The following is a 24,053-nucleotide window of genomic DNA, read 5'->3' on the forward strand; positions in this document are numbered from 1 at the left end:
CGATTCAATCGACTCAAGTGGTACGCGCGCACAGATCGAGTGGTACCCCGGCAGGTAGTGCGCGACGGCTCGGTCGCGGCCGGCTTGACCGGTGGTCACAGAGTGCTCGGACCGTCGCCCGCCAGCGGAAAGATGGATTGCCTGCGCCGAACCCACCGCGTGCAGCGCCCGCGCTATCGGCTTGCGCGGGAGACTCTTTCGGATTGTGAACGATGCGGGCCGGTGCCGGAGGCCTGCGCGAACTACACAGCAGCCGCGGGGTTGGCTACCGGTGGGCCGATCCGAACGTCCGAATGGCATGTCGGTCAAGACGCGTCTCGGCTCATGAGGCGGATGAGCTCGTCGCGATTGTTGATGCCCAGTTTGGTGAATAGACGGTACAAGTGTCCCTCGACCGTTCGTACCGAGATCACCAGCCGGTCGGCGATCTGCCGGTTGGACAGCCCGGCCGCGACCAGCAGCACGATCTGACGCTCACGGCCGCTGAAGGGCAGGGGACGTGCCGCGGCCTCGAGGGCGGGGGTACGCAGCCCGCATTGGCTGGCCAAAGCATGCGCCCACGTCGACGACTCGACCTCCCTGCGACGGTCACCCGCGCGGGCGTACTCGCCGGCGGCCTGAGCCGATGCGTCGGCGGCAAAAGCCAAACCGCCGAGGTCAGCGAACCGATGTGCCGCGGCATCGAGCAGATCGCCGTCGTGTTGCGCCAGTCCGCGGGCATGGTCGGCGACCGCCCGCGCCGAGGGCGTGTTCAGCGTCTCGACGAGCTCCGCCACGCGCGCGGCCTGCGAACGGTCGCCGAAGCGCACCGCGGCATGGCGTGCCCGAATCTCCGCCACGTGCATCCCGGCCTCTCGTGCGATTTCGGCTGCTTGCAGCGCGTGCGTCTGGGCGGCCGCTGGGTCGCCGGCGGCCGCCCGTTCCCAGGCCCGGGCGAGCTCGAGCTCGGGCAAGAACACCGCGACATGCGGGCCGTAGGCCTTCTCCGCACGCCGTAACGCCGCTGCGGCCGCCGCGCTCTCGCCGCGCGCCCCTTCCGCCTGCGCGTGCAGGGCGGCCACCACCAGCAACCAGGGCGACGGAAAACCTTGGGACAGTTCGGAGATCGAGCGGTCGAGGGTGGCGCAGGCTGTCGGTAGCTCACCGCGCGTGACCTGTAGGAGCCCCAACATGGCGTCGACCATGGCCTCGGCCGCCGGGATGCCGATCGCCATCGCGGCATAGCGCTTGTAGATCCGCTCGGCCGCGGGATAGTCGCCGGAGGCGGTCGCGACCATGACCTCGGCCACCCCGATGGCGAACCGTTGTGATCCCGCCTTGCAGAGCGCCGCCGCCCGTAGGCCCGCCTCGGCTATTCGGCCGACTTCAGAGAATCGTCCGACGGCCATCAAGGCGCCACATGTCGCGATGGCCGCCCACACGGTCGCCATCGGTATGACATCGGACTCGCATAGTCCCGGCCCCAGTTCGAGCGTCGTCGCAACGTCACCGCAGAAGAACCCGATGGAAACCTCCAAGGCATTGATCAGATGGATGCCCCCCTCGGACGCAACGCGCTGTTTCACATCGCTCAGTACGCGCCGCGCTGTTTCCGCGTCACCGCACCCCCATGCCAAGTTGGCGGCCCGCAGACACGCCCACCGCGCGATCATCCACTCGTCACCATCGATGTCGACGTCGAGCAGGATGGCTTCGGCTTCCTCGCCGCGCCCTTGCCAACTCACCGCCTCGGCAAGCACCAACGCGGCCGGCAGGCCACCACCACGATCGACCGCGAACCTCGCCAGCTCCTCGCCCAGCGCCACGTTCGACATCGCCAGCGCGTCGGCGGCCGCCTTGACGGCCACATCCAGGTCGGGCTCGAGGTCGCTGCGCATCATGAACCTGGCCAACTGGATCCGGCCCCGTAGGTCGGGCAATTGCGAGCGCCGCCCCGTTGTCCGCAGGTGCCTTCGAAGAGTTTTGGCCAGTAGACCGTTGATTTGCCGCGAGCGCACCATCCCGGCGCGCCGGATCGCAGCTTCACCGAGCATGGGGTGATTCAGTTGCGCCAGGGTGTGGGATCCGTCGGCGACCAACTGGATCAGACCACGGCGCTCCAGGTTCGCCATCGCGTCGGCATCGCAGATTTCGCGCAGGATCTCCAACTCCAGCAACTCGGCGGTGGCCAGAATCTCCACCACCTCCAGCTCCGCCGGACTCAGCGATTGCAGTCGAAACTCCAACGCGTCGTGCAGCTCCCGGTCGGCGCGCAACGGGCCCCGGAGTTGCCAACCCTCCTCGGTGTGAACCAGCGCACCGCTCTCCCGCCCGGCGGCCAGAAAACCACGCAGCAGCAGTAGATTTCCCGAGCTGCGTTCGAACAACTCGTCGACCAGTCCGGGCTCGACCGGACCCCCCAACACCGCGCCCGCCAATAGGGCGGTCTGCTCGCGGGTGAACGGATCGATGTGCACCGTCAGCAATATGCGTTCTTTCAGCAACGCGGTCACCGCATCCGAGACCGGTTCGCCGGACCGGATCGTCACGATCAACCGCGCACTGCGGCCGGCCGCCAGCTGATTGACCAGGGTGGCCGACAACGGATCGAGCAGCTGCGCGTCGTCGACCACCACCACCAAGTTCTTGTCCTGGCCCAAGGTGTTGTGCGCAGCGGCCAGCATGATCGCCGGTTCATGTCCCACTCCGAGACTCACCACGCGAGAAAAGGCGCCCAGCGGCAGAGCGCAACCAGTTTGCGTGCCCAGCGCGAATCGCACCGTGCGGCCGGCCGACTCGAGCGTCTTCGCCAGCATGCGAGCCAGCGTCGACTTGCCCACTCCGCTGTCGCCGACCAAGGCCACTCCGTTGAAGTCCCCGTTGCTGAGCGCCGCCAGTGACCGCCGAAACTCGGCGTCGCGGCCCACGATGGGCCACGTCGATTCATTCGCCCGGTGCGTCAAAATTTCCCCACTCCCGCCGACGCCGGCGACAAGCGCTCGTCGACTACCGCGAGCCAGCGCCGTTCTCGTCTGCCCGACAAGACGGCCCGAGCTCGCCGTTCGCTACATGAAGGCCGAACTCGCTGCCGCCAGATAAAGCCTGAAAGCGTCAAGCGGCGCCGAGGTCCCGCCCACGCGGCCCGATGCGAGTCGGCCCTCGACTGTGAGCGGCTCCCGTGGCAAAACCGTCACCGCGGGTCCGGACGGGTCAACATCGTGGTCAACGATCGCGACTTTGCGCTTCCGAATGCCTCTCATGGGCGGGAGCGTATGGCCCCTCAAGCAGGCATCATTGGAATCCACAGCTAAGTCGAGTGGTGAGCGCGCAGAGATAGAGTGGCGGGACGCCGAACTTCATAGGGTACCTATGAAGAGTCAGCCCGTCCGGGGGTGGTCGCGGCTCCCGTAGCCCAGGGACTCGTCGTCACGAAGTGACAACTCCCCTCGTTTGGGCGGCTCCTGCCGGGTAAGGCAGATGAGTTGGTCGCGATTGTTGATGCCGAGCTTGGTGAAGATCCGGTACAGGTGTCCTTCCACCGTGCGTACCGAGATGACCAGCCGGTCGGCGATCTGCCGGTTGGACAGCCCGGCGGCGACCAGCATGACGATCTGGCGTTCACGGCCGCTGAACGGCAGCGGGCGAGCCGACGCGTCGACCGACGGGGTGCGCAAACCGCATTGGCTGGCCAGCGCGTGTGCGCGGGTGGACGAATCGAATCCCTTCGCGCGGTCGCCCCGGCGGGTGTGTTCGGCGGCGGCCTGGGCCGATGCGTCGGCGGCGAGAGCCAACGCGCCGAGGTCGGCGAACCGGTGTGCCGCGGCATCGAGCAAATTGCCGTCGTGCCGTGCCAGCCCGCGGGCATGATCGGCGACCGCCCCGGCCAACGGCGTGTCCAGTATGCGCGCCAGCTGCTCCAGCCGCGCCACCTGCGAACGATCGCCGAACCGCACGGCGGCATGGCGCGCCTGCATTTCGACCGCGTGCATCCCGGCCACTCGCGCGTTTTGCGCCGCGCGCAACGCATGCGTCTGGGCGGCCGTGGTGTCACCGGCGGACACCCGCTCCCAGGCCCGGGCAAGCTCGAGTTCGGGCAAGAACACCGCGATATGCGGTCCGTAGGCTTTCTCCGCGCGGCGCAGCGCCGCCGCTGCCGCGGCACTGTCGCCCCGCGCACCCTCGGCCTGGGCATGGCGGGCGGCCACCAGTGCCAACCACGGCGACGGAAAACCCTCGGTGAACACCGCCCCCGATTTGACGAACGCGGCGCACGCCGACGCGAGCTCGCCGCGCGCGAGATGCACGAGTCCCAGCATCGCGTCCACCATGGCCTCGGCTTCCGGAAGGCCGGTGGCCATCGCCGCGTAACGCTTGTAGCTGCGTTCGGCCATGCGATCGTTGCCGGTGGCGGTCGCGGCGATGACCTCCGTCATCCCGATGTTGAACTGATGCGGCCCCAGTCCGCACAGTGCGGCCGCGCGCAGCCCGACGTCGGCGACGCGGCTTACCTCCGACGGTCGACCGGCCACGGCCAGGGCACCGCAGGTGGGGAAAGCAGCCCACACCGTCGCGATCGGTAATAGATCGGATTCGCAGAGCGCCGGCCCAAGTGCGATGGTCGTCTCGACGTCGCCGCGGAAGTAGCCCATCGACAACTCCAGCGCGTCGATCAGCTGCACACCCGCCTCGGCCGCCACCCGCTTCTTCACGTCATCGAGCGCCCGGGTGGCGGCTTCGACGTCGGCGCAGCCCCAGTACAGGTTGGCAGCGCGCAGACAGCCCCACCGCGCTATCAGCCATTCGTCGCCGCCGTCGGGTTCGGCATCGACGAGCACGGTATCGGCCTCCTCGCCGCGGCCCTGCCAACTCACCGCCTCGGCAAGCACCAACGCGGCGGGCAGACCGCCGCCCCGATCGACGGCGAACCTCGCCAGCTCCTCGCCCAGCACCACATTCGACATCGACAACGCGTCCACCGCGGCCGCGGTGACGACCTCGAGGTCGGGCTCCATGTCGCTGCGCATCATGAACTGCGCCAGTCGGATTCGGCCCTGTAACCCGGGCAACTTCAGCACGCCGTCCCCGGCCCGCTCGTGCTTTTGCAGGGCCCGCACCAATTTGCCGTTGACCTGCCGCGAGCGCACCATTCCGGCGTGCCGGGTAGCCGCTTCACCGAGCATGGGTTGGTTCAACTGCGCCACCGCGTGCGACCCGTCGGCGACCAACTGGATCAGACCACGGCGCTCCAGGCTCGCCACCGCCTCCGGATCGCAGATATCCCGCAGCACCTCCCATTTCAGCCGTTCGGCGGTGGCCAGGATCTCGACCACCTCCAACTCATCCGGACTCAGTGATTGCAGCCGGAACTCCAACACATCGTGCAGTTCGCGATCGGCGCGCAGCGGTCCCCGAAGTCGCCAGCCCTCTTCCGTGCGAACCAGCGCCCCAGTCTCTTGCCCCGCCGCGAGAAAACCGCGCAGTAGCAACGGATTTCCCGCGCTGCGCTCGAACAACTCGTCGACCAACTGGAAATCGACCGGACCGCCCAGAACCGCGCGGGCCAATAGGGCCGTCTGCTCGCGGGTGAACGGATCGACGTGAACGGTCAGCAAGATGCGTTCCTTGAGCAGCGCGGTCACCGCATCCGAGACCGGTTCGCCGGACCGGATCGTCACGATCAACCGTGCGCTGCGACCGGCCGCCAGCTGATTGACCAAGGTGGCCGACAACGGATCGAGCAGCTGCGCGTCGTCGACCACCACCACCAAGTTCTTCTCTTGAGCCAGCGTCTTGTGCGCTGCGGCCAGCATGACGGCCGGTTCGTGGGTAACCCCGAGGCTGACCGAGCGCGAAAACGCGCCCAGCGGCACCGCGTAGCCCGTTTGGGTCCCGAGCGCGAACCGCACTGTCCGGCCTGCCGATTCGACCGTCTTGGCCAGCATGCGCGCCAGCGTCGACTTGCCCACCCCGCTGTCACCGACCAACGCCACCCCGTGGACATCCCCGCTACTCAGGGCCGCCAGCGATCGCCGCAACTCCACATCTCGCCCCACAATGGGCCACGTCGACCCGACTTCCCCCGACACTTGTAAACCCTAATTTTTAGCGAGCGAGCACAGACACCTTGGCGTTTGGCAAAGCCAGGAAGGTAGCCAGTGGGCAGCGTTCCAAATTCCAGATGGGCCGGCGACCGGCCCAATCGGTAACGGCCACATGACGCTCCTGTGGCCGACGATGATCACGACGCAGCGGCCGACGGGGGTGACCGTCTATCGACAGTCGCGCGGGCTCGCTCGTCATGTGCACCGGACTCATCCCTTCTGCAGTCCAGTAAGTATTGAAAATGCTACCCCGATTTGCACCTAACAGCAAATTATTCCGACCCGCTGCGATTCGACGCATGTGTAAATTAATACCCAGGTTATACAGGTGTTTCATAGGTACGCACGTCGGATCCCAGGTAAGTTCATAGCAAACATCACTACACTGCACGGCTCGCCGCCGGCCGGCAATGGCGCCGCTGCGCAGAACAAATCTTTGGCTTCAAATCGTGGCGTTGGCTAACACCAACAGCGGGCGTCGTCGCAGGTGAGGATTCACCTACAAGTGGCGCTTCTGCATCTGGATAGGGCCGTGTTACCCGATGGCGACAATGGCCATCAAACCGGAATTCGAGTTTGCTGTGCTGGGCGGCGATCTCCCGCCCTCGTGGTGAATTGCGCGGCGCATTGTTTCGCCGACAAAAAAGGCCTGTTAAGGCAGGATGGCCACGGCGAGACATCCCGGGCCGCCCCGCGCGAAGCCGGACCCGGCGCTCTGGCGTCCGCCCCTCGTCGTTCACCAGCAAAGCCGCGCCCGGACGCGCAGCGCGCGGCATGTCGATCGCCCTATCGGAAGGAAAAGGCGCCGCGCCGCACCGTACACCACAGTACACGCCGGAAATTCAACCGTACGCTGAAGAAAATGTAAACCCGCGCGCCGCCCCCTGTGCATAACGAGGTGAAGCGCTTCACCATCCACAGACACCGAGGTCACAGCCGCGCACCGGAGCGTCTTCGCGAGTAGTGTTTCGAGGCCGTCGAGAAGGGCCTACCTGTAACATGAGTACACACCGCGAGAGATCTGATGAAACGAGAGTGCATTGGCAGCCGATGGCGCCCCAGCCAAAGGGTCCGACGACGGCGTGTTGGCAGCCCGCCTGAACAAGCTGTTCGAACTCATGCGCAAGGCGGGCACGCCTCCGCTGTCCAACGCCGCGGCCGCCGCGGCGATCACCGATAAAACCGGCGTCCCGATCAGCCCGGCTTACCTCTGGCAACTCAGAAGCGGCATAAAGACGAACCCCACTGTCGCGCACCTGAGGGCGATCGCCGATTTTTTTGGGGTGCCGCCGTCATACCTGATCGATCGCGGCACCGACCCGGCGATCGACGCGCAACTGAATCTTCTGCAGGCGTTACGTGATAACGGCGTGCGCGATCTTGCGGCTCGCGCCTCGGGGCTCACCCCCCAGGCCCTCAACAGCCTGGCGGCGATCGTCGACCACCTCCGCGAGCTTGAACGGCTGCCCCCGATTTCCTCCCAGAGAGATGACCAACCCGATGGCGGCCTCGAACGCTGAGATACTCGCGCTGACGCGCGAGCTGCCGATCCCGGTGCCCTGGGACCGGAACGTCTTCATCGAGAACCTGGGCCAGCTGCGCGGTCGGCCGATCAGGCTGGTCCCGACGGACACCGCGGCGCTGGCAGACAGCCCCTGCGGAATCTGGCTGGCCTGCGACGACGAAGACCTGATCCTGCACGAGGCCGGCACCACCGACTACCACATCGACCAGATCGTGGGCCACGAGATCGGACACATCTTGCTGGGCCACGGCCGAAGTGGCGGTCACAGCTTCGAAGAGGCACCGGAATACAAGGTGTGCCGGCAAGCCTTGCCCGACATCGATCCCGCCACGGTGCGCGCGATATTGGGACGCGGCGACTACGCCAGTGATCAGGAGCGCGACGCCGAGATGTTCGCTTCCCTGTTGCTGATCGCCGCCGCGGAGGCCGCCGAACGTCGCTCGATGATGCGCAGCGCCTTCTTTCGTCGCCAATGACGTCCACCATCCCGGGTATCGTCGCGTGGCCCGTGATCGCGATCATGGCGATGCTTCTTGCTGCCCGGTTCCGGTGGTGCAGGGCCAACCTGTACCAGACCTACTTCAACAACGTGATGGCCTGGCTGCTGCTGGCGCAGCTGTTGCGCGAGCGCCGCGTGCAAGCGGTGTTGTCGAAGAGCGCCCTCATGAACGTGACAACCGCCCAGCAATTGTCCTGCGTTGCAATGATTTTGGCGTGCGGTGAATTCATCGGTTTCACCATGCTGTGGAACCGGATCTCACCGGAGGCAACGCGTCGCAGTCACCGCTATTACCGCCTGGCCGCGATCGCGCTGTCCGCGGCCTTCCTGGCCACGGGCACGCGTGCTCGCGTGGCAGGCCAGCCGTTCGAGGTGTCCGGCGGCTGGGATGCGGTGTTGGCGTTGAGCCTGTACCTGACCATCATCGTCATCTTGGTGGTGCGGTTGCTGTGGATGTTCGGCTCGGAGTTGCTAAGGGCCACCGACACTCGCGAATTGCTGCTCGCGGCCGCCGGGGTGCTCGCGGTTGTGCTGACGGTCGCGGCCTGCCTGGAGGCGCTGGTGCTGGCGGTGAGCGACCAGCTCGGCTGGAGCAATACCGTGGCATTCCGGGTGCGGGTGCACGGATTCGAATTTTTGTGGATGGCCGTCATCGTCTATCTCTTCGGCGCGGTTCCGCTCGCCGTGCGCCTGCATTCCTACCTCGGACTCGACCGCGTCAGCCGCACCTGGAGAGGTCTGCAGCCGCTGCGGCTCAGCATGACAGCCGTGGTCCCGGAAAGCAGTTTCAACCTCGAACACGACGACCTCGAACACGACGACCGGCGGTTTCGAAAGTCGACGCTGCAGCTGCACCAGACGGTCATCGAAATCCGCGATGCGATCCTGCAGCTGCGCCACTATGTCCGTGCCACCGCTCCAGACGAGCTGGCCCGATTCTTCCAGACATACTCCGTGCCGGCCGACGAACGCGATTCGGCGACAAACGCTTTCGAGCTGGCGCACGCCGCCAAGGCCAAGGCCGCGGGAGACCGACCCGAGACACCCGACCAAGCCGTGGTGGTCAATTCCCGGTCAACGAGCCTCTACGAGGAAGCGGCCGATCTGTCGGCACTGGCGAAATGGTGGCCGGCCGCCTTGGCGGCGACCGAACAGGTCATTCCCGAGGGACCCAAGACGGGAAGCGGCCTGCCGGCGTGACCGAGCGCATGCTCTCGCTAGACCGCCACGCCCAATAGCGCATCGATCGCCGTCGCCACCCGCCTGGGCGCCTCGGCGTCGTGGCCACCGTATTCCAGCGCGTCGGTGACCCAACCATCAAGGGCGGCAAGGGCTTTGGGCGTGTTGAGGTCGTCGGCCAGATATTGGCGCACCCGCGCGATCGCGTCGCTGGCGTCCGGCCCGACGGCCAGCCCCGTAGCGCTACGCCAGCGGTGCAGCCGGGCGACGGCGTCGTCGAGCACCTGGTCGCTCCAATACCGGTCCCCGCGGTAGTGCCCGGCGAGCAGCCCCAAGCGGATGGCCGCAGGCTCGACACCCTGCGCGCGCAGCGCAGACACCAGGACCAGGTTGCCCCGGCTCTTGGACATCTTGTGCCCGTCCCAGCCGATCATCCCGGCGTGGACGTAGTGGCGGGCGAATCTCCGCTCGCCGCGCACACATTCGGCGTGCGCGGCGGTGAATTCGTGATGCGGGAAGATCAGGTCGCTGCCCCCGCCCTGAATGTCCAGGCCGCTGCCGATGCGGCTGAGCGCGATCGCCGCGCACTCGACGTGCCAGCCGGGACGGCCCGGACCGAACGGCGAGTGCCAGCTGGGCTCCCCCGGCCGCTCGGCCCGCCACAGCAGCGCGTCGAGCTGGTCTGTTTTGCCGGGCCGTTGCGGGTCGCCGCCGCGCTCGGCGAACAGCCGCAGCATGGTGTCGCGGTCATAGCCGGATTCGTAGCCGAACTGCATCGTGGCGTCGGCGCGGTAGTAGATGTCCGGGTATTCGCCGTCCACGACGTAGGCCGCTCCGGACGCCAGCATCTTCTCGACGAGTTCGACGACCTCGGCGATGGCCTCGGTCGCCCCGACGTATTCGCGGGGGGCCAGGATGCGCAGCGCCGCCATGTCTTCGCGGAACAGCGACACCTCACGCGCGGCCAGCTCGCGCCAGTCGATGCCGTCGCGCTCGGCGCGCTCCAGCAGCGGATCGTCGACGTCGGTGACGTTCTGCACGTAGTGGACGTCGTGCCCGAGATCGAGCCACTGCCGATGGATCAGGTCGAACGCCAGATAGGTTGCCGCGTGGCCCAGATGGGTCGCGTCGTACGGGGTGATGCCGCAGACATACATCGTGGCGGTCGAGCCGGCCGCCACGGGACGCACTTGCCGGTCGGACGTGTCATACAGCCGAAGCTCCGGGCCGCGCCCCGCCAACACGGGGACCTCTGGGGAAGACCACGACTGCATGGCAATCAGCCTAAGCGCGCCGACGATGCGGCCCGCGCGGCGGGCCGGGAAGGCGGCGCGCGACGAAAAACACGCGATGAAAGGAGCCGCTCTGGCATCCCTGCGGCACCAGGAAGGGCAGCTTCATCGAAAACATGGTGCGGATGCTCTCGGCGAACGACTTGCGGCGCCGGCTCGGCTGCTGACGGCCTAACGGCCTACGTGCCGCGGATGGCGCTCAACAGGATGGGCGCCAGCTCGGCGCGACACATCACGAAGTCGGGCAGGTACGGGTCGAGCTGGTTGTAGCGCATCGGCGATCCGTCGAGCCGCGACGCGTGCATGCCGGCGGCCATCACCACCCCGGCCGGGGCCGCCGAATCCCACTCCCACTGGCCGCCCGCGTGCACGTAGGCGTCGACCTGCCCGTCGATGATGGCCATCGCCTTGGCACCGGCCGAACCGATCGCGACGGGCTGAATGGGCAACGTCTGGCGCATCCGGTGCAGGACCGCGGGGGGCCGGGTGGCGCTGACGGCGATGCGGATGGTGTCGCTGACGCCGACGCGCGCGGCGTCGGCGGTCACGGTGTCGCTGCGGTAGACGATGTTGCCGCGGGCCGGCAACGACACCGCCGCGTCGGTGATTTCGCGCTGGCCGTTACTGGGGCGCTGCCACAGCGCGATGTGTACCGCCCAGTCGTCGCGGCCCGGCGTGGAGAACTCCCGGGTGCCGTCCAGTGGGTCGATGATCCACACGCGGTCATGGTTGAGGCGGGACAGGTCGTCGTAGGCCTCCTCGCTGAGCACCGCGTCGTCGGGCCGCTCCGCGTGCAGCCGCCGCAGGATCAAGGCGTTCGCCAGGCTGTCACCGGCATCACCCAGCGCCCAGGGATACCCGAAGCCGACTTCGTCGCGGACCTTCAGCAGCAACTCCCCGGCTTCGGCGGCGAGATCGGCGGCCAGGGCGGCATCGGTTATCTCGTCGGCGGTTATCTCGTCGGCGGGGCTCACCGCTTCAGTATCGCCGACGGCGTACCGCGGCCTTCACCGATGGCTGCGCCGCGCTTGCGATCACCGCTAGAAAGCCGGCCAGGGAATGGGGCGATGCCGGTTCGGCCCGGGCATCACCGGACGGTCCAGCAGCGCGTGGGCGCGCCTGCGCAGCGCTGCGACTTCGGCCCGGGTGATGTGCTCGGCCAGTTCGTCACCGAACTGATCCTCGAGCGCGTCCGCCAGGCCGGCCACGGCTTCCAAGGTGTGATCGTCGATCGGCTTGCCGGCCCATCCCCACAGCACCGTGCGCAGCTTGTCCTCGACGTGCAGGCACACGCCGTGGTCGACCCCGAAGATGTGGCCGTCGAGGTCGCGCAGCACATGGCCGCCCTTGCGGTCGGCGTTGTTGACCAGCACATCGAACACCGCCATCCGCCACAGGCGAATGTCGTCGGCGTGCATCAGGACGACCTCGTCGCCCGCATAATCGAGGGCGCGCAGCACCGGCAGGTAACCGGGCTGCTTGCTGCCGGCGGGAAACAGGTCGACCAGGTCCGGCCCCGGCCGCGGCTCGGTGTCCACCGCGTCGCCGGGTTGCTGCACCCATTGCTGCAGCATGCCCGGGCCCGCTGGTCCGTGCCGAATGATGGTGTAGGGCACGATATTCCAGCCGAGCTTCGCCGACACCAGATACGCCGCCCGTTCGCGGCCGGCCAGCGTCCCGTCGGGAAAATCCCACAGCGGCGCCTCCCCCGCGACGGGTTTGTAGACGCAGTGCACGCTGGACTCGCCAAGCGTCGATTCGCAGAGAAAGGTGCCGTTGCTGGCCGAGCGGATCCGTCCGATGACCGTCAGCTCGCCGTCGCGCAACACCTCACGGTCGTCAGACCTCGGGGTCATCGTCAGGCCCGAGCAGCGCACTGCGCCGATATCCGTTGGCGCGCGCGCAGATATGGCCCTCCGGGTCCAGTGGTTCGTCGCACAGCGGACACGGCGGCCGTCCCGCGGAGATGACGCGATTGGAGCGGGTGGCGAACTGGCGCGCCGACTCCGGCGTCAAGAACACGCGGACCGCGTCGGGACCCTCCTCGGTGTCGTCGAGCACCACCGACGCGTCGAACTCGGCGTCGGTGACCGCCAGCAGCTCGACCACCACCGTCTGGGCCTCCGAATCCCAGCCCAGGCCCATGGTTCCGACCCGGAACTCGGCGTCGACGGGGGTGACCAACGGATCGAGGTCCTCGATCTCGGCGGGCTCGGGGGGAACCGGCGTGCCGAACCTGCGGTTCACCTCCAGCAGCAGCGCACCGATGCGCTCGGAGAGCACCGCCACCTGCTGTTTCTCCAATATCACCGACACCACTCGGGCGTCGTGCACAGCCTGGATGTAAAACGTGCGATTTCCGGGCTGGCCAACGGTCCCGGCCACGAAGCGGTCGGGTGTGCGGAAAACATGAATTGCGCGGGCCATGGCACTTCCCAAAATACCGGCAGTTGCCGTCGCCGTGCGATCCGATGGACCCACCCGCCGAATTAATCCGCGGAACCGCCGACCACCGCGTCGCTGGACGGCACTCCCGCACCCGGCCGCTGTGCTTCTCCGTTGGATTTGGGGTCGGTGTCGGGCGTCGTGTCGTGCTTCGAGCCTTCCTTAGCCTCTTCCTTCGCCGGAGGGCCGGCGCGCAAGGATGCCGCCAGCCGCGCACCGGTGTGGTTGACATGCAACACAAACGGACGCAACTCGGTGTACCGGATCACACTCACCGACGCCGGGTCGGCGGTGACGCGTTGGAAGCCGTCCAGGTGGATGCCGTACGCGTCGGCAATGACGGCCTTGATGACATCACCGTGAGTGCAAGCGACCCACAGCACGTCGCCGCCGCTGTCTGCACCGGCCTCGGCGGCCAGGCGGCGGTCGTGCTCGCGCACGGCGGCCACCGCCCGGGCCTGCACCTGCGCCAGGCCCTCGCCGCCGGGGAACACCGCCGCGCTGGGGTGAGCCTGCACGACCTTCCACAGCGGCTCGCTGACCAGGTCGCCGATCTTGCGGCCCGTCCATTCGCCGTAGTCCACCTCGGCAAGCCGGTCGTCGACGAGCGGCGTCAGGCACAGCGCGTCGGCCAACGGTTCGAGGGTGCGCCGGCAGCGCAGCAGCGGCGAGCTGACCAGCGCCCGGATCGGCAGCTCGCCGATCCGATCGATGAGCCCCTCGGCCTGTTCACGGCCCTTGTCATCGAGGTCGACGCCCTCGGAGCGACCGGCGAGAACGCCCGCCGTGTTCGAACTCGAGCGGCCGTGCCGTAAGAGGATGACGGTCATATCGACCACGACGGTACCCGCTGGCCGGGTCACCGCTAGCGCGAAACGGGCACCGCATGCGCGATGGAGTCGCGCACCGCAGCGCTCAGGCTGCGCTCGTCGGTCAGGTCGATGTCGACCACGTCGCGGACCGCCGTGGCGACCACCTCATCGGCCTGCGGCACGGGCCCCGCCAGCCGCGGCCGGTAAACCTCGACGACCAGGGATCGGTTCTCGATGTGGAACGAAAAGCTCCGTCCATCACCGACTTGTCCGTATCCGCTTGCGGCAATGCCTGTCGACATGTCCTCGACAGCAAACTCTTTCTGCGTCAAATGACGGTCAGCGGTGACGGCCATGAGCTGACCATACCTCGCCGGTAGGGTCGGATGCAGGCGGCATGGCCCGGTGGAGGCGAAAGCGTTTCATAGAATCTGTGTTCCGCGTGCTTCTCGCCGCCAGACCACGAGGGAAATGAATTGCTGCCACTACCGTCGCGCCGGAAACGGGCAGTTCGGGGCGGTTTGACGAGTCTCGCGGTTTTGCTGCTGGCGATAGCCGGATGTTCGTCCAATTCGCTCGGTGGCGCTCCGCGCACCATCGAACCGGCACGCGCCGCCGTGTCGCCGCCCGCGTCACAGCAGCCCGCCGGCGCCGTGCGGCCGCTGCCCGGTCACGCCGCGGCGGCGGTCTTCGACGACGGCACGCATCAGCTGGTGGTCCTGACCCCGGGGGCCGACGCGGCCTCCCCCGCCAGCGTCACCGTCTTCGGTGATGCGCAGGTCACGCCCCGTGTCGTCGAGTTGCCGGGACCGGCCACCGCCTTGGCCGACGACGGCCACGGAACCGCCTACCTCGCCGCCCGCGGCGGCTACTTCACGGTCGAGCTGTCCACCGGCCGGGCGACTCAGGTGGCCGTCGCCGACGCTTCCCAGACCGATTTCACCGCGGTGGCCCAGCGCGCCGACGGCAAGCTGGTGCTGGGCAGCGCCGACGGCGCCGTCTACACCCTTGCCTCCCCGACGCCCGGCGCGGTCACCAGCGCGACCGTCGCCAACCGCAACAAGATCTTTGCGCGCGTCGATGCCCTTGCCACACAAGGCAATACGACGGTGGTGCTGGACCGCGGCCAGACGTCGGTGACGACGATGGGCGCCGACGGTCATGCCGAGCAGGCGCTGCGCGCGGGCCGGGGCGCCACCACCATGGCCACCGATCCGGCGGGCCGGCTGCTGGTCGCCGACACCCGCGGTGGCCAGCTGCTGGTGTACAGCGTGGACCCGTTGATTCTGCGGCAGGCCTACCCGGTTGCGCAGGCGCCGTACGGCCTGGCCGGCTCCCGCGCGTTAGCCTGGGTTTCGCAGACCGTTTCCAATATCGTCATTGGTTACGATCTGTCCACCGGAATTCCCGTCGAAAAGGTGCGTTACCCGACCGTGCAGCAACCGAACTCGCTGGCCATCGACGAAGCGTCAGGCACCCTGTACGTGGTGTCGGGTTCCGGTGCGGGAGTTCAGGTCATCGAGCACGCGGCGGGTACGCGTTGACCGCGGCGCGGCGCAGCCGCCTGCCCGCGGGATGGGACACCGAGATGTCCGACGAATACGAATGGGCGCCGCTGCGTCTGCCGCCGGACGTGACCCGGGTCAGTGCGTCCACCCGATTGTCCATCGAGGCCGAATACCGCGGCTGGGAGTTGACCAGGGTGCGGCTTTACACCGACGGTAGCAGACGAGTGTTGTTGCGCCGCAAGAAGTCTCGCATCGAGGGCGCGGCTTCCGAGGGGCGACGGCCCGACCAGCCGGAACTGTGACGGCCGCCCGGCCACGCGAGGGCGGACACCGGATGTACGGCGTGGCGCGACGGCTGCTTTTCGTGATCCCGCCCGAGCGGATTCACACGCTGGTGTTCGCCTTGCTGCGTGGTGTCACCTCGGTCGGCTGGACACGGCGGTTGCTGCACCGGCTGCTGGCCCCGACGGATCCGGCACTGGCGAGCACGGTGTTCGGGGTGCGCTTCGCCGGGCCACTGGGACTGGCCGCCGGCTTCGACAAGGACGGCCTGGGGCTGCTCACGTGGGGGGCGCTCGGATTCGGGCACGCGGAGGTCGGGACGGTCACGGCCCGCCCACAGCCGGGCAACCCGGCCCCCCGGATGTTTCGGCTGCCGGCCGACCGGGCCCTGCTCAATCGGATGGGCTTCAACAACCTCGGTGCCGGCGCGCTGGCGATGCGCCTCGCGCGGCAGCGGCCCGAGGTGCCGATCGGGGTCAACATCGGCAAGACGAAGCTGACGCCGGCCGCCGCGGCCGTCGACGATTACCGGGCGAGCGCCCGGCTGGTCGGCCCCCTGGCGTCCTACCTGGTGGTGAACGTCAGCTCGCCGAACACCCCCGGGTTGCGTGATCTACAGGCCGTCGACACGCTGCGGCCCATCCTTTCGGCGGTGCTCGCCGAGACGTCCAAACCGGTGCTGGTGAAGATCGCGCCGGACCTTTCCGATGCCGACGTGGACGAAATCGCGGACCTGGCAGTGGAACTGGGCCTGGCCGGCATCGTGGCCACCAACACCACGGTGTCACGGCAGGGTCTGCGGACGCCCGGGGTCGACGAGCTGGGTCCGGGTGGCATCTCCGGGCCGCCGGTGGCACGCCGCGCGGTCGAGGTGCTGCGCCGGCTTTACGGCCGGGTCGGTGACCGCCTGGTGCTGATCAGTGTGGGGGGCATCGAGACAGCGGACGACGCCTGGGAGCGGATCACCGCGGGCGCATCGCTGCTGCAGGGTTACACCGGCTTCATCTACGGAGGAGGCTTGTGGGCCAAGCAGATTCACGATGGCATCGCGCAGCGGCTACGCGACGGCGGCTTCGCGTCGCTCAGCGATGCCGTCGGCTCGGCGGCCCCCCCGCCGGATTGAGTCGGGCCGCGCGGTCGGGCAGAAGCTCATCGGCCTAGCAATTGCATTTTCATCGGACCCGCTTGACGCCTGGCTAGGCTGACTACCAGTTCGGCATAAGGAGCGGCTGATGATTACGTTGGACCGCTTGGTGAACGTGCTGGGTGGTTATGGGGTCCGCTTGCGGTGGTCGTCGGTGCCCAGGTCGACCGAACTGCGCAGCGTGGTGATCCACGAAGCCGCGCCGGATCGTGTGGTAGTAGGCGATGTATTGCTGGCCATCGGCGCGGGCTCCGTTCGCGAAGCGGTGCGGTGGCCGGCTTCGGCGCGCGCCGTCGTGGTGTTGGTACGCGACGGTGAGCCGATCGCGCTCGACAGAGAGGCGTTCGACAGCGAGGCCGAGGTCGGCGCCGTCCTGGTGGTTGACGAGGCGGTCACCTGGAGCGAGGTGAGTGCGGTCGTCTACGGTCTCGTGCTGGAGGGCCGCGAGACCGAATCCGGTCGTGGCCCAACGGATTTGTTCGCGCTGGCCGATAGCCTGGCGGATGCTGTCGGCAGTTCAGTCGTCATTCACGACGCGCTGTTGCGAGTGTTGGCGTATTCGAAACTGCAGCAGCACGCTGACCCGGCGCGGGTGCAGACCATCCTGGAACGACAGACGCCCGAGCAGCTGCGCGAATCGTTCGATGCGCGGGGCGTATTCGCACACCTGGGGGCCTCCGACGAACCGCTGTTCGTCCCCGAGGATCCCGAACACGGTTTGATCGGGCGTGAAGTGGTGGCGGTGCGCTCCGCGGGAGAGCTGATCGGGTCGGTATGGGTGGCGTGTTCGGCGCCTCTCGACGAAGCGGCGCGCACCGCCTTGGCCGCGGGTGCGCACACCGTAGCCCTGCATCTTCTCCGGTCCCGCGCGAGCGCGGATTTGGAACGTCAAGTCGAATCCGAACTCGTGCTTCGGCTGCTGGAGGGCACTGCTGATGCAGCCATGGTGGCGAGCAGGCTGGGTCTGCCGCACGATGGCCTGAGAGTCATTGCGCTGCAGGCGTTTATCGCCGATGAACGCGATGCCGCTTTGTTGTTGTCGTTCGAGCGTGCTACCACCGGATTCGGCTGGTCACGGCCGGGGCGCAGCGCTTTGGCGGGCAAAATCGTGTACACGCTGCTGCCCGCCGAGCAAGCGGCGACGGCGCGACGCTGGGTAACCGGTCTGCGGGCGGCCCTGCCCGAACAGGTGACGGTGTTGGCCGGTGTAAGTGGCGCGGCTGAGGTGACAGACCTTGCCGCTGCACGCCAGGAAGCCGAGGAATGTCTTGCGCTGCATGAGATATCATCCGGGGCCGCGCCTCCGGTCTATGACGAGTCATGGGCTGACATCCTGCTGCAGCGGTTGCGCGCCGCGGCGCGCTCAGGCCGTTCCCCATCCCGTGGGCCGGTGGCCGAGCTGGGCCGTCATGACCGTGCCCACGGGACCGACTACGTCGCCACGCTGCGAGCATGGCTGGAGGCCCAGGGCGACCCGGCCGAGGCCGGAGAACGGCTCGGAGTGCACGAAAACACCGTGCGTTACCGGCTGCGCAAGATGGCCGAGATCACCACTTTGCCGTTAGACGATGCCAGAAAGCGGCTGGCGATGATGATCGAACTCGCGGCTATCGACACCGATTGACCACGCGCTGTCGGAACCCGACAAAGTGGGTCGGCGACATTGTCCGGCTGCGGCAAAGCTTGCGGCGAACATCCGCACCATCATGAAGGTTGCCCAGTCAGTGGCCAGGCTTGACTCACGATTGGTTTCCGCCCGCATTGCGCGACCTCAAGCCTGGGTCGAACCCTCCGATAGGAAATGCGATGTCCACCCCAGAGCCCGATCATCAACGGATGGCCAACCGCCGACCAGACGATGACGCCGCGATGGAAACATTCACCCTGCCCGTGCCCCGAAGGCTATTGGCGCGACTGTTTGGTCGTAACCCGCTGATACGCAAGACAGACCGAGTGGAGGCACTGATTCTGGTACTAGCCGTTGCGATGTCGTTGATCGCCGTACCCATCGGTGCCGCCGTGGGCACGGTGGTCCATGATTCTCGAAGCCGTCTCTATGCCGAGCAGGTCCAAACTCGCCGCCCGGTGACCGCGACTGTCACCGGGGAGAGTCAGCGTCGCAACCTTGACAGCCCGACAGTGACGGTTCCCGCTCGATGGTTCGCCGCCGGGACCGAACGCACCGGCGACGTTACCGCGCCGCTGAAAGCCAAACCCGGGGACGAGATCGAGATCTGGGTCGACGACCGGGGCCTTCCGGTGGCAAGACCGGTAAACACCGCCCGCAACGACGCGCTGGTCTTTGCAGTAGCGACCTGGTGGGGGGTGAGCCTCTTGGCAGTCGCCCTGTTCGCCCGCGCGCGCATCACCCTTGACCGACTCCGCTACGCCCGATGGCAGCAGAGCTTCGACCGCCTGGTCGAACGACGATAAGCAGCGCGCCCCACTCTATTCCGACCCAGCCCCGCGGGGGTTGAGTTTTGGTATTTAGCAGCGCGCTCCCCTGTGGTGTGTTGGGACGCTACCAGCCACAGCGTTGTCGGGGCCTGACAATGCCGCGCACCGCGGTTGTCGGTGTCCGGCAAGCACCCTCGTACCGATGCAGGCACCATGGAATTAGAGCGCTACACGAAAAACTTTGAACCGCATCAAAATCTCGCCCACCACGGGCCTCCGAGTCGTCAGTGGCGGCTGCCCACTTCGGCCCGCCCCTGACGACGCTCCCCTACAAACGAAGGGACACCGCTGAAATGACCAGCTCCGAACCCATCTGGATGACACGACAGCAATACACCCGTCTGCGGAACAGACTCAACGCGTTGCGCTCGGGGCTCATCGTTGAAACTCCCGACGACATAATGGACTTCGACGCGAATCGCGTAGCGCGACAACGACGCATCCGCGAGATTCAAAAGCTGTTGTCCAAGGCGGTCGTTGACGAGAATCCGGCCAGTGACTCCATGGCCGAACCCGGCATGGTTCTGACCATCCGTTACGGCGTCACCGGCGAGACCGAGACTTTTCTGCTCGGCAGACGCGGCAGCGAGGGCGCCAATATCAAGGTCTACTCGATGGCGTCGCCCTTGGGCCGCGCGATAGCCGGCGCGCGTCCCGGCGACCAGCGCATCTACTCAATTCCCGATGAGACGGGACGACTGGTGACGCTACTCAAGGCCGTGCCCTATGACATGTATCTGGCGGAAGGTAGCCGCGGAAAACCAACCGCATCAACGACGTTCGCATCACAAAGGGCAGCGGCCCGGACTCGCACTACGGCATAACGAGAATGACAAATATGATTAGCACGCAACGTATCCCGCTAGGCGTCGCGATCGCATGATGCCCGGATGTGTTGAACTACGGCCGGTTACACCAGTTCTCGACGCCCCGCTGATCCAGGGATGATCACATGATCTTCGAAGTGATCGACCCGGTCGCAATCATGTTTCTGTTGCTGGCGGGTTTGGGTCTAATCATGGCCGTCGCGTACGGACGCATGTAAGTCGCCGCCTTAAGCCGCCCCCACTGAGTTGTCGTTCTCGCCGTCTTCTCCCTCGCTCAGCAATTCCTCCGGGTGATGGAACGTGTTGGTCCGCGGTTGCCGCCGATCGAGATGCGGCGGGGGTATCCATTCGGTGTCGCCGTTCGCCCGTTTTCGGGTGGTCCAGCCCTTCTCGAGAAGCCGGTGGTGCGGTCCGCAGGCCAAGGTGAGTTGGTCGATGTCGGTGCGGTATGTCTTGGCCCAATCTTCGACGTGGTGCACTTCGCAGTAATAACCGGGCACGTCGCAGCCGGGATGGGAACACCCTCGATCCTTGGCGTACAGCACGATTCGCTGGCCGGGTGATGCCAGTCGCTTGGTGTGATACAGCGCCAGCGCCTTGCCCTTGTCGAAGATCGCCAGGTAATGGTGGGCGTGCCGGGCCAGGCGGATCACATCCGACATCGGCAGCAGGGTGCCGCCGCCCGTCAAGCCCGTTCCGGCGGCGGCTTCGAGTTCCCTGAGCGTGGTGGTCACGACGATGCTGGCGGGTAATCCGTTGTGCTGACCCAACTCTCCGCTGGCCAGCGCAGCTCGCAACGCCGCGTTGAGCCCGTCGTGATTGCGCTGACCGGCGGTGCGGGTGTCATGTTGCACAGCCTCTTCCGGCGGGGCGCCGTCCACTATCGGCGTGTCGTCGTCGGGATTGCACATGCCCGGCGCGGCCAGCTTGGCCAGCACCGCCTCCCAGCTGGCTCTGGCTTCGGGCGTCAGCCATCCACTCAGGCGCGACATGCCGTCGGGTTGCTGATTGCCGAGTACGAGCCCGCGCATTCGTGCTCGATCCTCGTCGGTGTAGTTGCCGTCGGGATTGAGGCAGTCCATCAGGCGGCGGGCGAGCTTGGCGAGCTGATCGGGCCGGAATTCGCGCGCCTTGGCTGCCAGCTGCCGCTCGGCGTGCTCACGCGTTTCGATGTCGACGGACTCGGGCAGCTGGTGGGAAAGCCGACGGATCACCGCCACGTGGTCTTGCCCGATCGCCCCGTCGCGCTGGGCCGCCGCAGTGGCCGGCAACGCCGGAGCCAACGGCTCACCCGTCAGCGCCCGGCGGGGGCCCAGATCGGCGGCCTCAGCGATCCGGTGGCCGGCCTCGGCGCGGGTGATGTGCAGCCGATCGGCCAACACCCAGGACAGCTTGCCGCCAAACTCCGTTGAATCCCCTTGCTCACCAAGCTGATTGATGAGCTGATGACTTGGCGTTCGAAGCTTGCGTGTTACGCGTTCGAGTGTCTCCAAGATTCCGAGGCGTTCCGGGTTGGTCAAAGCCTCGTAGGAATGCTCCTGAAAGCGAGCGGCCGCAGCGCACAATGCCTCAACGTCGTCCTGAAGCTGCTCGCGGTTGGTCAAAGTCATGGGCGCGTCCCACCCAGCCGTGCGAAAGGGCTTCGCAGCTCATATATGAGGGCATCCAGCCGGCCGATAAAACACGCGTATCTCTCCAGCGCGTCAACCAGCTCGGCAGGCGTCAGAGCCTCCCAGGAAAGCGCCTGGAAGCGCGAGACGGCCGCGCTCAACGCGTCAACGTCGGCCTGAATCTTTTCCCATGCACTCGAACACATGTTCGAATGCTACGACAGCCCACCGACAAAACGCGCCGCCGAGAAACCACCGGGACGAAACTGCGTACGTGACTTGGGATGCCGCGCGGCCGGAGCGTGCCTGGCGCCGGAGCCCTACCAGCGCCGGGAACCTTCCCGCGCGGAACGCCGTTGGCCGTAAGGCCCGCCCCTACTTCTGTTCGTAGGTTGCGTGGATGACCGCTCGCGCGATGGCGTGCTGGAACAGATTGAACCCGAGGAAGGCTGGGCTGGCGTCCTCGGGCAGATCCAGCTTCTCGGTGTCCACGGCGTGCACGGCGATGTAGTACCGGTGCGGGCCATGGCCCGCCGGCGGCGCGGCCCCGATGTAGCGGCGCTGCCCGGCGTCGTTCACCAGCGTCAGCGCATCGCCGGGCAGGTTGCTGCCGTCGCCGGCGCCAGCGGGCAGCTCGGTGACGTCGGCCGGCAGGTTGGCCACCGCCCAGTGCCAGAACCCGGAGGCCGTCGGGGCGTCGGGGTCGTAGACCGTGACGGCGAAGCTGCGGGTCTCGTCCGGGAAGCCCGACCAGCTCAGCTGGGGGCTGACGTCTTCGCCGCCCGCGCCCATGATTCCGCTGACTTGCGGCTTGGCCAGCGGTTGGCCGTCGGTGACCGACTGGGAGGTCAGCGTGAAGGTCGGCAGCTTGGGCAACGATGCGTACGGGTCGGGAGCAGTGCTCATGGCGGTCCTCTCGTGTGATCGGCTTGCGTCTGATCTAGCAGTGGGTCAGGAAGTGGGCCAGCACGTCGGTGCCGAACCGCAGCGCATCGATGGGTACCCGCTCATCCACGCCGTGGAACAACGCCGTGAAATCCAAGTCCGGCGGCAACCGCAGCGGGCTGAAGCCGAAACAGCGAATACCCAAGCGCGCAAACGACTTTGCATCGGTGCCGCCGGAAAGCATATACGGCACGGTACGGGCGCCCGGGTCGAACGCCAGCACGGCGGCGTTCATGGCATCGACGAGGTCGCCGTCGAAGCTGGTCTCATAGGACGACAGATCCTGGATCCACTCGCGCGTCACGTCCGGTCCCAGCAGCTCGTCGACCTCGGCCAAGAACGCCTCCCTGCGGCCCGGCAATATCCGGCAGTCCACCACCGCCTCCGCGACGGCCGGTACGACGTTGGCCTTGTACCCCGCCTTGAGCATGGTGGGGTTCACGGTGTCGTGCAGCACGGCCTTGAGCATGCGGGCCATCGGGCCCAGCTTGTCGATCGCCCCGCGCAGGTCCCCCGATTCGGTGTCGAAGGTGAGGCCGGTCTCCTCGCTGACCGCGGCGAGAAACTGCGCGACGGCGTCGTTCAGCACGAGCGGAAACTGGTGGCGGCCCAGGCGGGCAACGGCCTCGGCGACGGCGGTGACGGCGTTCTGGTCGTGCACCATCGACCCGTGTCCGGCCGGCCCCCGGGCGGTCAGCTTCATCCAGGACAGCCCCTTTTCGGCCGTCTCGATCAGATAGAGCCGACGTTCGCCCCCGTCCTTGCGCGGCACCGTCAGCGAGAAGCCGCCCACCTCACCGATCGCCTCGCTGATGCCGGTGAAGAGCTCGGGGCGATTGTCGACCAGCCACTGCGCGCCGAAGGTCCCGCCGTGTTCTTCGTCGGCGATGAACGCGAAGACCAGGTCGCGCGGCGGCACGATGCCCGCCCGCTTCAAGTGGCGGGCCACCACGATCATCATGCCGACCATGTCCTTCATGTCGACCGCGCCGCGACCCCAGACGAAGCCGTCTTTGACCGCGCCGGAGAACGGGTGCACGCTCCATTCGGTCGGCTCGGCCGGCACCACGTCCAGATGCCCGTGAATCAGCAGGGCGCCACGCGAGGAGTCCGCTCCCGGCAGCCGGGCGAACACGTTGCCGCGGCCCGGGGCGCCGGATTCGACGTAGTGCGGCGCGTAGCCGACCTCGGCGAGCTGCTCGGCCACCCACTGCGCGCAGTCGGCCTCTCCCTTGGTCGTCTCCGGTTCGCCGGTGTTGGTGGTGTCGAACCGGATCAACTTGCTGACAACCTCGACCACGTCGTCGCTCGGGTTGGTTGGCCCCTCGGTCGCCCCGCTCTGAATGGTCACAACCACCTTTCCTACCATTGCCGAGGCCGGACGGCTCGATGCCGATCGTCGACACGTCTCGAGGAGCTGGATTGGGTTCGCGGCCCGCGATCCGATA

Annotated in this window: 20 protein-coding genes; 9 read left to right on the top strand and 11 right to left on the bottom strand. The window is 67.1% G+C overall.

Going from position 1 to position 24,053, the window contains the following annotated elements:
* Positions 1–305: 305 nt before the first annotated feature.
* Positions 306–2,906 (bottom strand): LuxR family transcriptional regulator, encoded by a 2,601-nt coding sequence (locus A5622_RS00365; protein WP_066867429.1) that lies wholly within the window; start codon positions 2,904–2,906, stop codon positions 306–308.
* A gap of 450 nt (positions 2,907–3,356) precedes the next feature.
* The gene (locus tag A5622_RS00370; RefSeq protein ID WP_232002786.1) at positions 3,357–6,032 is read right to left on the bottom strand and encodes a LuxR family transcriptional regulator; all 2,676 of its coding nucleotides are present in this window, start codon (positions 6,030–6,032) and stop codon (positions 3,357–3,359) included.
* 1,166 nt (positions 6,033–7,198) lie between these two features.
* Between A5622_RS00370 and A5622_RS00375 the strand changes: the two genes are divergently transcribed.
* Genes A5622_RS00375 through A5622_RS00385 form a run of 3 tightly spaced genes read left to right on the top strand, consistent with a single transcriptional unit; the run spans position 7,199 to position 9,304 of the window.
* Entirely contained in the window at positions 7,199–7,600 is a 402-nt protein-coding gene (locus tag A5622_RS00375) for a helix-turn-helix domain-containing protein (protein WP_231998269.1), read from the top strand.
* Positions 7,581–8,081 (top strand): hypothetical protein, encoded by a 501-nt coding sequence (locus A5622_RS00380; protein ID WP_066876002.1) that lies wholly within the window; start codon positions 7,581–7,583, stop codon positions 8,079–8,081. Before A5622_RS00375 ends, A5622_RS00380 begins: the two co-directional genes overlap by 20 nt.
* On the top strand, positions 8,078–9,304 hold the full coding sequence (locus A5622_RS00385; RefSeq protein WP_066875947.1) for a DUF6545 domain-containing protein: 1,227 nt from the start codon (positions 8,078–8,080) through the stop codon (positions 9,302–9,304). Before A5622_RS00380 ends, A5622_RS00385 begins: the two co-directional genes overlap by 4 nt.
* 17 nt (positions 9,305–9,321) lie before the next feature.
* On the opposite strand, the gene mshC is transcribed toward A5622_RS00385, so the two are convergent.
* From mshC to A5622_RS00415, 6 genes are all read right to left on the bottom strand, one after another.
* Positions 9,322–10,557, bottom strand: coding sequence for a cysteine--1-D-myo-inosityl 2-amino-2-deoxy-alpha-D-glucopyranoside ligase (mshC, locus tag A5622_RS00390; protein WP_066875949.1), 1,236 nt, complete (start codon positions 10,555–10,557; stop codon positions 9,322–9,324).
* Positions 10,558–10,754: 197 nt separating this feature from the next.
* Positions 10,755–11,549 carry a 3'(2'),5'-bisphosphate nucleotidase CysQ gene (locus A5622_RS00395; RefSeq protein ID WP_066875951.1) on the bottom strand — a complete coding sequence of 265 codons (795 nt, stop codon included), beginning with the start codon at positions 11,547–11,549 and terminating at the stop codon, positions 10,755–10,757.
* A gap of 66 nt (positions 11,550–11,615) precedes the next feature.
* Positions 11,616–12,431 (bottom strand): SCO1664 family protein, encoded by an 816-nt coding sequence (locus A5622_RS00400; protein ID WP_066875956.1) that lies wholly within the window; start codon positions 12,429–12,431, stop codon positions 11,616–11,618.
* A complete protein-coding gene (locus tag A5622_RS00405) occupies positions 12,415–13,002 on the bottom strand; it encodes a DUF3090 domain-containing protein (protein WP_007770786.1) in 588 nt (195 codons plus the stop codon). The genes A5622_RS00400 and A5622_RS00405 overlap by 17 nt, the downstream gene beginning before the upstream one ends.
* Before the next feature lie 62 nt (positions 13,003–13,064).
* Positions 13,065–13,850, bottom strand: a complete 786-nt coding sequence (locus A5622_RS00410) for a histidine phosphatase family protein (RefSeq protein ID WP_066875958.1) — start codon at positions 13,848–13,850, stop codon at positions 13,065–13,067.
* A 35-nt stretch (positions 13,851–13,885) separates the two neighbouring features.
* On the bottom strand, positions 13,886–14,188 hold the full coding sequence (locus A5622_RS00415) for a hypothetical protein (RefSeq protein WP_066873465.1): 303 nt from the start codon (positions 14,186–14,188) through the stop codon (positions 13,886–13,888).
* A 165-nt stretch (positions 14,189–14,353) separates the two neighbouring features.
* On the opposite strand from A5622_RS00415, the gene A5622_RS00420 reads away from it, so the two are divergent.
* The 6 genes from A5622_RS00420 (at position 14,354) to A5622_RS00445 (ending at position 20,047) form a co-directional block, all read left to right on the top strand.
* A complete protein-coding gene (locus A5622_RS00420) occupies positions 14,354–15,376 on the top strand; it encodes a YncE family protein (RefSeq protein ID WP_066875960.1) in 1,023 nt (340 codons plus the stop codon).
* The gene (locus tag A5622_RS00425) at positions 15,373–15,642 is read left to right on the top strand and encodes a DUF5703 family protein (RefSeq protein ID WP_066873471.1); all 270 of its coding nucleotides are present in this window, start codon (positions 15,373–15,375) and stop codon (positions 15,640–15,642) included. The genes A5622_RS00420 and A5622_RS00425 overlap by 4 nt, the downstream gene beginning before the upstream one ends.
* A 32-nt stretch (positions 15,643–15,674) precedes the next feature.
* Positions 15,675–16,745, top strand: coding sequence for a quinone-dependent dihydroorotate dehydrogenase (locus A5622_RS00430; protein WP_066875966.1), 1,071 nt, complete (start codon positions 15,675–15,677; stop codon positions 16,743–16,745).
* A 109-nt stretch (positions 16,746–16,854) separates the two neighbouring features.
* Positions 16,855–18,390, top strand: coding sequence for a CdaR family transcriptional regulator (locus A5622_RS00435; protein WP_066875967.1), 1,536 nt, complete (start codon positions 16,855–16,857; stop codon positions 18,388–18,390).
* Between the two features lie 182 nt (positions 18,391–18,572).
* Positions 18,573–19,199, top strand: a complete 627-nt coding sequence (locus A5622_RS00440; protein ID WP_066875968.1) for a hypothetical protein — start codon at positions 18,573–18,575, stop codon at positions 19,197–19,199.
* Positions 19,200–19,516: 317 nt separating this feature from the next.
* Positions 19,517–20,047: a GreA/GreB family elongation factor gene (locus A5622_RS00445; protein ID WP_066875969.1), complete on the top strand. Its 531-nt coding sequence runs from the start codon at positions 19,517–19,519 to the stop codon at positions 20,045–20,047.
* Between the two features lie 230 nt (positions 20,048–20,277).
* Here the strand turns inward: A5622_RS00445 and A5622_RS00450 are convergent, their stop codons facing one another.
* From A5622_RS00450 to A5622_RS00465, 3 genes are all read right to left on the bottom strand, one after another.
* Positions 20,278–21,660: an HNH endonuclease signature motif containing protein gene (locus A5622_RS00450; RefSeq protein ID WP_066875971.1), complete on the bottom strand. Its 1,383-nt coding sequence runs from the start codon at positions 21,658–21,660 to the stop codon at positions 20,278–20,280.
* 375 nt (positions 21,661–22,035) lie between these two features.
* Positions 22,036–22,566: a YbhB/YbcL family Raf kinase inhibitor-like protein gene (locus A5622_RS00460; protein WP_066873491.1), complete on the bottom strand. Its 531-nt coding sequence runs from the start codon at positions 22,564–22,566 to the stop codon at positions 22,036–22,038.
* A gap of 34 nt (positions 22,567–22,600) precedes the next feature.
* Positions 22,601–23,974 carry a M20/M25/M40 family metallo-hydrolase gene (locus A5622_RS00465; protein WP_369829211.1) on the bottom strand — a complete coding sequence of 458 codons (1,374 nt, stop codon included), beginning with the start codon at positions 23,972–23,974 and terminating at the stop codon, positions 22,601–22,603.
* Between the last annotated feature and the right edge of the window lie 79 nt (positions 23,975–24,053).

The sequence above is a fragment of the Mycobacterium sp. 1245801.1 genome, assembly GCF_001673055.1.
GTDB classification, from domain to species: domain Bacteria; phylum Actinomycetota; class Actinomycetes; order Mycobacteriales; family Mycobacteriaceae; genus Mycobacterium; species Mycobacterium europaeum_A.